General features: G+C 41.5%; 10 protein-coding genes. 8 read left to right on the top strand and 2 right to left on the bottom strand.

Annotated elements, in window-relative coordinates:
- The first annotated feature begins 32 nt into the window (after window positions 1-32).
- On the top strand, window positions 33-1691 hold the full coding sequence (locus tag Q0O89_RS09560; protein WP_293731484.1) for a fructose-specific PTS transporter subunit EIIC: 1659 nt from the start codon (window positions 33-35) through the stop codon (window positions 1689-1691).
- Between the two features lie 80 nt (window positions 1692-1771).
- Here Q0O89_RS09560 and radA read toward each other — a convergent pair whose 3' ends face one another.
- Both radA and Q0O89_RS09550 read right to left on the bottom strand, forming a co-directional pair.
- Window positions 1772-3151 carry a DNA repair protein RadA gene (radA, locus tag Q0O89_RS09555; protein ID WP_293731483.1) on the bottom strand — a complete coding sequence of 460 codons (1380 nt, stop codon included), beginning with the start codon at window positions 3149-3151 and terminating at the stop codon, window positions 1772-1774.
- 2 nt (window positions 3152-3153) lie between these two features.
- Window positions 3154-4197, bottom strand: coding sequence for an inorganic triphosphatase (locus Q0O89_RS09550; RefSeq protein ID WP_293731482.1), 1044 nt, complete (start codon window positions 4195-4197; stop codon window positions 3154-3156).
- A 199-nt stretch (window positions 4198-4396) separates the two neighbouring features.
- Here Q0O89_RS09550 and Q0O89_RS09545 point away from each other — a divergent pair, with 199 nt between their 5' ends.
- The 7 genes from Q0O89_RS09545 to Q0O89_RS09515 all read left to right on the top strand — a co-directional run bounded on the left by Q0O89_RS09545 (window position 4397) and on the right by Q0O89_RS09515 (window position 11205).
- Window positions 4397-5077 carry a TIGR00153 family protein gene (locus Q0O89_RS09545; protein WP_293731481.1) on the top strand — a complete coding sequence of 227 codons (681 nt, stop codon included), beginning with the start codon at window positions 4397-4399 and terminating at the stop codon, window positions 5075-5077.
- A 25-nt stretch (window positions 5078-5102) separates the two neighbouring features.
- Entirely contained in the window at window positions 5103-6365 is a 1263-nt protein-coding gene (locus Q0O89_RS09540) for an inorganic phosphate transporter (protein ID WP_293731480.1), read from the top strand.
- 64 nt (window positions 6366-6429) lie between these two features.
- Entirely contained in the window at window positions 6430-7038 is a 609-nt protein-coding gene (locus Q0O89_RS09535) for a TIGR04211 family SH3 domain-containing protein (RefSeq protein ID WP_293731479.1), read from the top strand.
- Window positions 7039-7392: 354 nt separating this feature from the next.
- Window positions 7393-8652, top strand: a complete 1260-nt coding sequence (locus Q0O89_RS09530; RefSeq protein WP_293731478.1) for a multifunctional CCA addition/repair protein — start codon at window positions 7393-7395, stop codon at window positions 8650-8652.
- A gap of 46 nt (window positions 8653-8698) precedes the next feature.
- Window positions 8699-9325 (top strand): lipoprotein insertase outer membrane protein LolB, encoded by a 627-nt coding sequence (gene lolB / locus Q0O89_RS09525; protein ID WP_293731477.1) that lies wholly within the window; start codon window positions 8699-8701, stop codon window positions 9323-9325.
- Complete coding sequence (gene ispE, locus Q0O89_RS09520) at window positions 9325-10230, top strand: 4-(cytidine 5'-diphospho)-2-C-methyl-D-erythritol kinase (protein ID WP_293731476.1); 906 nt, start codon at window positions 9325-9327, stop codon at window positions 10228-10230. Before lolB ends, ispE begins: the two co-directional genes overlap by 1 nt.
- Before the next feature lie 27 nt (window positions 10231-10257).
- On the top strand, window positions 10258-11205 hold the full coding sequence (locus Q0O89_RS09515) for a ribose-phosphate pyrophosphokinase (RefSeq protein ID WP_293731475.1): 948 nt from the start codon (window positions 10258-10260) through the stop codon (window positions 11203-11205).
- Window positions 11206-11319 lie beyond the last annotated feature (114 nt).

Genomic DNA, 11319 nt, shown 5'->3' with positions numbered 1-11319 from the left:
ACAGATTTTTTAAACATTGATAGGAATAAAATATGAATATTTCATTTATTTTCCCGGCACAACTCGGTAAAGCAAGAGCATTTCTTGTAAATGAAGTGCTAACGGCAACAGCAAAACAGCAAGGGCATTCTGTGGTCAATGCAGAACAAGCGGATTTTGTCGTGTTATTTGATGAGCAAGTGCCTGCGAATGTTGTCGGTAAACAAGGGGCGGTGGTTAGCCTTGAGCAAGCCTTTGCTCAACCAGAAGCAACACTCACGCAAGCGGTCAATTCTGCTCAAACTTTTGCCAATGCAACGCAAGCGGCAGTATCAAACTCTGGCGTAAAAAATATCGTAGCAGTAACCGCTTGTCCGACAGGGGTTGCACATACCTTTATGTCTGCGGAAGCCATTGAAAACTATGCGAAAGCACAAGGCTGGAATGTGAAAGTCGAAACTCGTGGGCAAGTAGGGGCTGGCAATCCGATCTCTGCGGAAGAAGTAGCTGCAGCAGATTTAGTCTTTGTGGCGGCGGATATTGACGTGGATTTAAGCAAATTCCAAGGCAAGCCGATGTACCGCACTTCAACAGGTTTAGCGTTGAAGAAAACTGCACAAGAGTTTGAAAAAGCCTTCCAACAAGCGACTGTTTATCAAGGCGGTTCTGCGACAGCTGCGAAAGGCGAAGAAGCGACTGGCGAGAAGAAAGGGATTTATAAACACTTGATGACGGGTGTGTCGCATATGTTACCGTTCGTGGTGGCTGGTGGTTTGTTAATCGCTATTTCCTTTATGTTCGGTATTGAAGCCTTTAAAGATCCGAATATCGCAGGTGGTTTACCGAAAGCGTTAATGGATATTGGTGGCGGTGCAGCATTCCACTTAATGATTGCCGTCTTTGCCGGTTATGTTGCCTACTCGATTGCTGACCGTCCGGGTTTAACTGCAGGTTTTGTCGGCGGTATGTTAGCAACGACGGCAGGTGCAGGGATTTTAGGCGGTATTATTGCTGGTTTCCTTGCAGGTTATGTAGTGAAATTCTTGAATGATAACATCAAGTTACCGGCAAGTTTGACTTCGTTAAAACCGATCTTAATCCTACCGCTATTAGGCTCTGCGATTGTCGGTCTTGCAATGGTTTATGTGATTAACCCGCCTGTTGCCAGCATTATGGAAGCCTTATCTAGCTGGTTAAAATCAATGGGTGAAATCAATGCGATTGTACTTGGTATTGTGCTTGGTGTGATGATGTGTACCGATATGGGCGGCCCAGTAAACAAAGCTGCTTACACTTTCTCAGTGGGTATGTTAGCCTCAGATGTAAACACCCCGATGGCGGCAGCAATGGCGGCAGGTATGGTGCCACCTATCGGTATGGCGATTGCGACTTGGATTGCACGCAACAAATTTACCGTAAACCAACGTGATGCAGGCAAAGCCTCTTTCGTACTTGGCTTATGCTTTATCTCTGAAGGTGCGTTACCATTTGTAGCGGCTGACCCTGTGCGTGTGATTGCCACCTCTATCTTAGGCGGTGCAACGGCGGGGGCAATTTCTCTTGGTTTAGGCATCACATTACAAGCCCCTCACGGCGGTTTATTCGTGATCCCATTTGTTTCACAACCGTTGATGTACTTAGCAGCAATTGCGATTGGTTCAGCGGTAACAGGTATCGCTTATGCAATCGTTAAGCCAAAATTAGTAGAATAATTTGTGATATAAAAAATCTGCACCTCAATGCGCTTGGGGTGCAGATTACGTTGTTATTTTTAATCGCTCCTATACAGACCTTACAACTCATCTAAAACATTCAACGCATCAGCCAGTTTTTTTACCGTATAAACTTGCATATTATCCACCGCACTTTTCGGTTTATTACCAAAAGGCACAATAGCACGTTTAAATCCATGTTTAGCGGCTTCAGAAATTCGCTCTTGGCCACTCGGAACCGGTCGAATTTCGCCACCTAACCCAACTTCGCCAAAAATAACTAAATCTTGGGGTAAAGGACGGCTTCTGAAACTCGAAATTAACGCTAACAATAAAGCTAAGTCTGCACTGGTCTCTGTCACTTTAACGCCACCGACAACATTGACAAACACATCTTGATCAGACATCTGTAAACCACCATGACGATGCAATACGGCCAACAGCAGAGCAAGACGATTTTGTTCCAAACCGACAGCAACACGGCGTGGATTAGCTAACATAGAATGATCCACTAATGCTTGAATCTCTACCAACAATGGGCGCGTTCCTTCCCATAGCACCATAACCGAACTGCCTGAGGTCAATTCATCACCGCGACTTAAGAAAATCGCCGAAGGGTTTTTCACCTCACGCAGTCCCTGCTCTGTCATCGCAAAAACGCCTAACTCATTTACCGCACCAAAACGGTTTTTATGGGATCGCAAGGTGCGAAAACGACTGTCCGCCTCCCCTTCCAATAACAAAGAACAGTCAATGGCATGTTCTAATACTTTAGGGCCGGCTAAGGTACCGTCTTTGGTAACATGTCCAACCATAATAATTGCCACTTGGCGCGTTTTGGCATAACGAGTTAAAAAAGATGCGCATTCACGTACTTGTGCCACAGAGCCAGGGGAAGATTGAATATCCGATAAATGCATCACCTGAATAGAGTCAATTACAATAATTTGTGGTTTTAATTGATCCGCTAAATGACAAATCTGCTCGACGGATGTTTCCGATAGCATTTGCAATCTGTCTGCCGGCAAATTTAAACGATTGGCGCGCATAGCCACCTGTTGTAAACTTTCTTCCCCGGTTACATAAAGTGCGGTCATATTTTGTGCCAAGCCACACATGACTTGTAGCAACAATGTGGATTTTCCTGCCCCTGGATGACCACCAATCAAAATTGCAGAACCGGGCACAATTCCCCCACCCAGCACACGATCTAATTCTTTAAAGCCGCTAGTAAAACGAGGAGTTTCTTGTAAACTGATTTCCGCAAGTGTTTGGATTTTCGCTTGGGTTTCACCGGCATATCCACTAAAACGATCATTTCTTGGTGCCGATTTTGCTGAAATCATCCGCACTTCACTAATGGTATTCCAAGCCTTACAAGCGGAACATTGCCCTTGCCAACGGGAATATTCCGCGCCACAATCGTTACACACATAAGCGGTTTTGGGAGCTTTTGCCATTGTTATGCCACCGTCAATTTAATCAGATTAATCATACGTTTAACATATTGTCCTTGGTGCAATAGATTATTGAGTTTATCCATCGCCAAAGTATTATCTTTAGTTTCACTGTGTAGGCAAATAATCTCACGAACTTTCTCAAACAGCCATTCATTACCGTCCACCAAGTCCAACAAGAATTGCTCATCAAGTTGTCCGTGTTGAACCGCTGCGCTCAACAATTTTTTGGCTTCAATATAATAATTAGCCAAATTAAAGAACGCACCGATACGCTCGACGGTACGCATAAAATCCTGCGCAAAATAACTTGTGCCAAATAATAAGGTTTCTTCAATTAAGTGTTGTTCATTATTAAAAAGCGCGGTCAAAATTTCCTGTGGATTTGCACTATTTTGCTCAATATCCAAAAACTCACGCCATTTTTCTAGCCAATCAGTTAAAAGTGGTAATTTCCCTTTCGCTAGTTGATAACCGCGTTTGGCTTTGCTTGTTGAACTTAAACGAACCCCCTCTGTTAGTGTTAAATTTTCCACTAATGCCAATAAATCCTTAAGCTCACCACGTTTAAGCTCAAATTCCACTTCACAAATAGGATCAATATTCCCTTTTGCTTTAATTTCACCACGATCTAAAGCAATTTCAATTTCTGTATCTTTACCACATTCAATCAACCAAGATTGACGTTCAAAATCGGTACTAAAAATTGGTTTTAAAACAAGATGTTGCGGCAAACTCACTTGTGTTAGGGTATTCAATTTCGTCACATCAGGCTCTGCCGTTTCTAACGGGAAATTGTATTCGGGACGAATATGCAAGCCCCCAGTCACGTTGCCATCGGTTTTTAATGTCATTTGAAATGTGCCATTTTCTGACCGCACTCTTAACCCCATTTTTTGATTAGCAAAGAAACCCTCTTCCGTATCGTAATAGGTATTGCCTAAAAAAGATCGTTTTTGTTCAATAATATGAAAATCCGTCAAGGATTGAGCAAGATTTTCTGCAAAATTCGGCGTAACGGCTAATTTCAATTCAATTTCATTCGACATTTAATTTTATTCCTATTTATTCTGACCGCACTTTGTGCGAAAACGAAAGATTATGGCAATATTATCATTTAAAGCGTGAATTTTCTCTAACAATAAGATAATATGCGCGAAGTTTTGGGCATTACCAACATATTGTTGTGCTGTGCCTATCACGCCAAGTCATTGGCATTATTTTATCAACCCCATTTAGGAGTTAATTATGGCGATGAATAACTTTCTCGGATTATTTGCCCATTCCCCATTAAAACCATTACAAAAGCATTCAGATAAAGTAACGGAAGCATGTACCTTACTTGTTCCCTTTATCGAAGCCGTTTTTGAAGATGATTGGGATAAAGCGGAAGAAGCCCGTTTACGCATTGTAGATATGGAACACCGCGCTGACAAATTAAAACGTGAAATTCGCTTAAAACTACCACGCGGATTATTCTTACCTATCGACCGCACAGATTTGCTCGAACTTGTTACTCAACAAGATAAACTTGCAAACTATGCAAAAGATATTGCCGGACGGATGGTAAGCCGCCAATTCCCTATTCCTGCTGAAATTCAAGAAGCCTTTAAATCCTTTGTTTGTCGTAGTATTGATGCGGCATTGCAAGCAAACAAAATCACACGCGAAATGGATGAGTTATTAGAAACCGGCTTTAAAGGTCGTGAGCTAACGCTCGTTAATAATATGATCAATACGCTTGATGATATTGAAGATGATACGGATAAAATGCAAATCGAATTACGCCGAGAATTGCGTAAAATCGAAGATCGTTATAATCCCATTGATGTGATTTCTTTATATAAAACCTTTGAATGGGTTGGCGTGTTGGCTGACCAAGCACAACGTGTCGGCTCACGAATTGAGTTAATGCTCGCTCGTTCATAATTATATTTAACATAGGATTTCGACTATGGAAGTATTACAAAACTACGGCACTCTGCTCATTATCATTACCGCAGCATTTGCCTTTTTTATGGCATTTGGCGTGGGTGCAAATGATGTATCGAACGCCATGGGAACCTCGGTGGGTTCCGGTACAATTACCGCCAAACAAGCAATTATTATTGCGTTAATTTTTGAATGTGCAGGGGCATATTTGGCTGGTGGTGAAGTGACAGAAACCATCAAAAGCGGCATCATCGATCCGAATGATTTTATTGCCCAACCTGATGTGTTGGTATTGGGAATGATGTCGGCATTATTTGCTTCAGGCTCTTGGTTATTAATCGCCTCTCGCTGGGGCTGGCCTGTGTCAACAACACACTCTATTATTGGTGCCATCATCGGTTTTGCTTGTATCACAACAGGTGCCGGTGCAGTACGTTGGAATGCCATTGGTGGTATTGTGGGAAGCTGGTTTATTACCCCATTTATCGCTGGTGTATTAGCTTACGGTATTTTCTTGGTCATTCAAAAATTAATTTTTGACACAGAAAACCCTCTACGTAACGCACAAAAATTCGGTCCTTATTTTATGGGGTTAACGGTATTTATCTTAATTATCGTCACCGTAGCAAAAGGCTTAAAACACGTTGGTTTAAACTTAAGCACAAAAGAAACGGTATTAATTTCTATTGGATTAAGTGCTATTTCAGTCATCATTAGTCATTTCTACTTCCGCAGTAAAAACTTTATTCGCAAAGCGCGTAAAGGGACATTTGGTGGCGTAGAACGCGTATTTAGTATGTTAATGCTGATGACAGCTTGTGCCATGGCATTTGCCCACGGTTCAAACGATGTAGCCAATGCTATCGGACCATTGGCAGCGGTGGTCACCATTGTAGAAAGTGGCGGTAACATTGCCGCTTCCGCCCCAATGGCTTGGTGGATTTTACCACTGGGTGCCTTAGGTATTGGCGTTGGCTTAATCGTTATGGGTTATAAAGTGATGGCGACCATCGGTACAGGGATTACAGATTTAACCCCGAGCCGTGGTTTTGCTGCACAATTCGCGACTGCGGCAACCGTAGTGGTGGCTTCAGGAACAGGCTTACCGATTTCAACCACTCAAACCTTAGTGGGTGCGGTATTAGGCATCGGTTTAGCTCGTGGTATTGCGGCGTTAAATTTAAATGTTATCCGTAATATCATTGCATCGTGGGTAGTTACGCTACCGGCCGGTGCGTTCTTTGCTATTGTAATTTATTATATTTTAGCGTTAATTTTCCGTTAATTTGAAAAGTGCGGTCGATATTTGGTAATATTTGACCGCACTTTTATTTTCCATTGATTGTATTATGTCAAAACTCATTAAAATTACTCTCTCTGCCCTATTATTAAGTTCAGCTTTCAACACTTTGGCAGAAACCGCTTATGTGACCGAAAATCTAAACACCTATTTGCGCAAAGGCGCGAGTGATAATTTCAAAATTGCAGGTGCCATTCAAGCCGGTGAGCCCGTCACTGTGTTAAATCGTCAGGATCGTTATACTTTAATTCGCGATAGCAAAAACCGCGAAGCTTGGATTTTAAATAGCGAACTTTCGTCAACGCCAAGCAGCAAAAGTGAAAACCCAAGATTAAAAGCACAGGTTCAAGAACTGACCACAAAATTAAATAATATCGACAATGATTGGAAACAACGTACCGCGGAAATGCAACGCCGTAGCATTGACAGCAACCAAAAAAGCAGCCAATTATTAGAAGAAAATTCCCAACTTAAACGTGAATTAGAAATTACAAAAAATAAAAATCGTGACCTAGAAGCCATGTTAGATGCAGGAAAACGCGAAATCGCTATTCAATGGTTTATTTATGGCGGTTCCGTTTTAGGTGTTGGGTTAATTTTAGGTTTAATTCTTCCGCTTATTTTCCCTAAACGCCGCCGTAATGACGGCTGGTCGTAAGATTTTTAGCTTGAAAAGTCAATATTGGATAGCTAAAATGTAACAGGTCGGGAACAGATTGCGACTCTATTCCCTTCCTAGCCGATTAGGCTAATTTAGTGAATAAGGCTGAAAGAATATTGAGAATAGCGAAAACTCTTATTCCAACAGCTGTTGCTAATAAAATTAGCAAAACAAACAAAACAAAAAGTTCTGATCTTTTCACATAAATCACCTCCTTAGTGCCATAGGACTAAGACGACTAGGCAATGTGCTAATTGCGATAGCACTTGCCCATCGCCGATAGCACGAAAGGAATTATAGCAAAATAGCTGTTGTTATCAACAGCTATTTGTTTTTTTATACAGAGGGAATATGGAAATCTATCTTGTTGGTGGCGCGGTGCGCGATAAACTATTAGGCTTACCCGTCAAAGATCGTGATTGGATGATTGTAGGGGCAACACCTGAAGATTTGCTGGCTCAAGGCTATCAACAAGTAGGCAAAGATTTCCCTGTTTTTCTTAACCCTGAAACCAAAGAAGAATATGCCCTTGCTCGAACTGAACGTAAATCAGGTTCGGGTTATACCGGTTTTATTTGCAACTTTTCACCGCATATCCGTTTAGAAGAAGATCTGATTCGCCGTGATTTAACCATTAACGCCATAGCACAAAGTGCAGATGGAAAATATCACGATCCCTATGGCGGTATTGAAGATTTAAACAACCGCACTTTACGCCACATATCCCCTGCGTTTGCAGAAGATCCATTACGCGTCTTGCGTGTTGCTCGTTTTGCCGCGCGTTTTCATCATCTCGGTTTTACCATTGCAAACGAAACACTGGCATTAATGCGTTCGTTGACTGAACAAGGGGAATTGACACATCTCACTACAGAGCGCGTTTGGTTGGAAACGGAAAAAGCACTCACAGAAAAAAATCCCGACATTTATTTTGATACCCTACGCAAAGTTGGGGCTTTAAAAGTCCTCTTTCCCGAGCTCAATGCGCTTTATGGCATCCCAAACCCGGTCAAGCACCATCCTGAAATTGATACATTTTTGCACACAATGATGGTGCTACAACAAGCGGTTTTACTCACAGAAAATACCCAAATGAATCAAAGTGCGGTACGTTTTGCCGCCCTTTGTCATGATTTAGGCAAAGCATTAAGCCCCCAAGACATACTCCCCCATCATTATGGACATGAGAAAAAAGGCGTTCAACAGGTTCGTCATTTATGCAACCGTTTGAAAGTTCCAACCTACTATAAAGACTTAGCGGAACTCACTTGTGAATACCATACTCACGCCCATAAAGCCTTTGAATTACGTGCAGAAACTATCATCAAATTATTTAATACTTTTGATGCTTGGCGAAAACCACAACGCTTTAAAGAATTTTTGACTACGTGTATGGCAGACAGCCGTGGGCGTTTAGGTTTCGAGCACATTCCTTATCCACAAAAAGCCTATTTATGGACATTGTATGAAACGGCAAGACAAGTGGATATTCAACAAATTATTGATGCCGGTTTTGAAAAGCAAGGTATTCGCGATGAATTAATGAAACGGCGTGTACAAGCGGTAAAAACTAAAATAAATACCACTCAACCGCAGTTTTTGACTAACTAAACAGAAAAACGTACAATACGCGCGTTTTTAATAGAACAATATAAGTATGAAACTCAAGCAATTCTTTCCTATTTTGTTATCGGCTTTGATCGTCACCGGTTGTGCCTTAGATATTGATGAAAATCGCCCTACTGAAGTCAAAACTATCTCAAAATCTGACCGCACTTGGCAACAACATTTAGTGCAAATCAAAAATATCCAACGATATTCTGCTATGGGGCAATTAGGTTATATCAGTTCAACTGAACGCTTTTCCAGCCGTTTTGAATGGCAATATCAAAACCCTCAGAACTATACTTTAAAACTCTACTCTACTCTAAGCTCAAGTCGTCTCGTTTTGCAAATGCATAATGCCGGAATGACAATTTCTGATAATAAAGGAAATCAGCGTTTGGAGCGTGATGCTAAATTATTGGTACGTGAAATTGTGGGGATGGATGTTCCCCTTGAACAGCTTGCGACTTGGTTGAAAGGGCAACCTGATGAGCGTGCTGATTATCAAGTGGGCGAGAATCATTATCTCGCAAATTTCAGCTATCCTGTGGATGGCGTGGTTTGGACCGCTGACTATTTAGTCTATCATCAAGAAAAAACACCGGCTTTACCCAAAGATATTTTGCTCAAAAATGCAAATCAAACTTTAAAAATTCGTGTGGATAATTGGGTATTTTAATGAAAACACATCACTTTTTAACCGCACTTTCGGATAAACGTTATTTCCAATCAGACAATGCTTGGCGTTTTCCAAGTCCTGCAAAACTGAATTTATTTTTGTATATCAATAACAAACGCGCTGATGGTTATCACGAGTTACAAACTTTGTTCCAATTTTTAGATTATGGCGATTGGCTGGAAATCAGCTTGCGTGATGATGGTAACATTTGCTTAACCCCTGAAATTCCCCATTTAAAACCGGAAGACAATCTTATTTATCGTGCGGCGAAGTTATTACAACAAAAAACAGGTTGTGCTTTGGGCGCGAATATCCATTTAGATAAAATTCTTCCTATGGGTGGAGGGGTTGGTGGTGGTTCTTCTAACGCAGCGACCACACTGGTTGCCCTCAATGCATTATGGCAAACCCATTTATCTTTGCATGAACTTGCACAGCTAGGGGTAACATTAGGAGCCGATGTGCCGATTTTTGTTCATGGTAAAGCAGCTATTGCAGAAGGTGTGGGAGAGGTTTTCCATGATTGTGAACCTGACGAAAAATGGTATGTGGTGTTAAAGCCTGAAACGGCAATTTCTACTGCGGTCATTTTTTCTCATCCGGATTTACCACGTAACACCCAAAAAAGAAGCATTACTCAACTCTTAACTGATGAATTTGCAAACGATTGCGAAAAAGTTGTAAGAAATTGCTATCCTATGGTTGAAGAAACCCTAGAGTGGTTGTTAAAATATGCGCCGTCAAGATTAACAGGGACAGGTGCTTGTGTCTTTGCAGAATTCAATGATGAACAATCTGCACGCGTAGTATTTGAGAAAAAACCTGAGCAATTTTCGGGTTTTATCGCAAAAGGCTGTAATCGCTCGCCATTACATCAATGGCTTGAAAAAATTTCTTTTCTTTAAAAACTAAAACCTTGAGGTTAAAACACCATGCCTGATATTAAACTCTTCGCTGGTAATGCAACGCCAGAATTAGCAAAACGCATTTCAGAACGCCTATATATTTCTTTAGGCGACGCTACCGTAGGTCGTTTTAGCGATGGCGAAATCCAAGTACAAATCAATGAAAATGTACGTGGTAGCGATGTGTTCATTATCCAATCTACTTGTGCGCCAACCAATGATAATTTAATGGAACTGATTGTAATGGTTGATGCTTTACGCCGCGCTTCAGCAGGTCGTATTACTGCTGTCATTCCTTACTTCGGTTATGCTCGTCAAGACCGCCGTGTCCGCTCTGCTCGTGTTCCAATTACAGCTAAAGTGGTAGCAGACTTCCTATCAAGTGTAGGAGTTGACCGTGTATTAACCTGTGACTTACACGCAGAACAAATTCAAGGTTTCTTTGATGTACCTGTAGATAACGTATTTGGTACACCAGTGTTGATCCACGATATTTTGAAAAAAAACGATTTAGAAAATCCAATGGTTGTATCACCTGATATCGGTGGTGTGGTTCGCGCTCGTGCAGTAGCGAAACTATTAAATGACACCGATATGGCGATTATCGATAAACGCCGTCCAAAAGCCAATGTATCACAAGTTATGCATATTATTGGTGATGTGAAAGATCGTGACTGTATCTTAGTGGATGATATGATCGATACAGGCGGTACATTATGTAAAGCAGCAGAAGCATTGAAAGAACGCGGTGCAAAACGTGTCTTTGCTTATGCAACACACGCTGTTTTCTCCGGCTCAGCAGCACAAAACCTCGCCAGCCCCGCATTAGATGAGATCGTTGTTACAGATACCATCCCATTAACAGATGAAATCAAAGCATTAGGCAAAGTGCGAGTATTAACACTTTCAGGTATGTTATCAGAAGCCATTCGCCGTATTAGTAACGAAGAATCGATTTCGGCGATGTTTAATTAATTTGTTATGATACATTTAAGGGCAGAACTTGTTTCTGCCCTTTGTTTTTATCTAAATACACTAGGGTCTGTTTATCTTTCAATAAAAAGCTGCGTTGTCGCCTAAAAAAGCCAT

The organism is uncultured Actinobacillus sp. (assembly GCF_945915845.1).
GTDB lineage: Bacteria > Pseudomonadota > Gammaproteobacteria > Enterobacterales > Pasteurellaceae > Exercitatus.
Note: the sequence above shows the minus strand (reverse complement) of the source record. Positions and strands in the feature narration are given on the sequence as shown.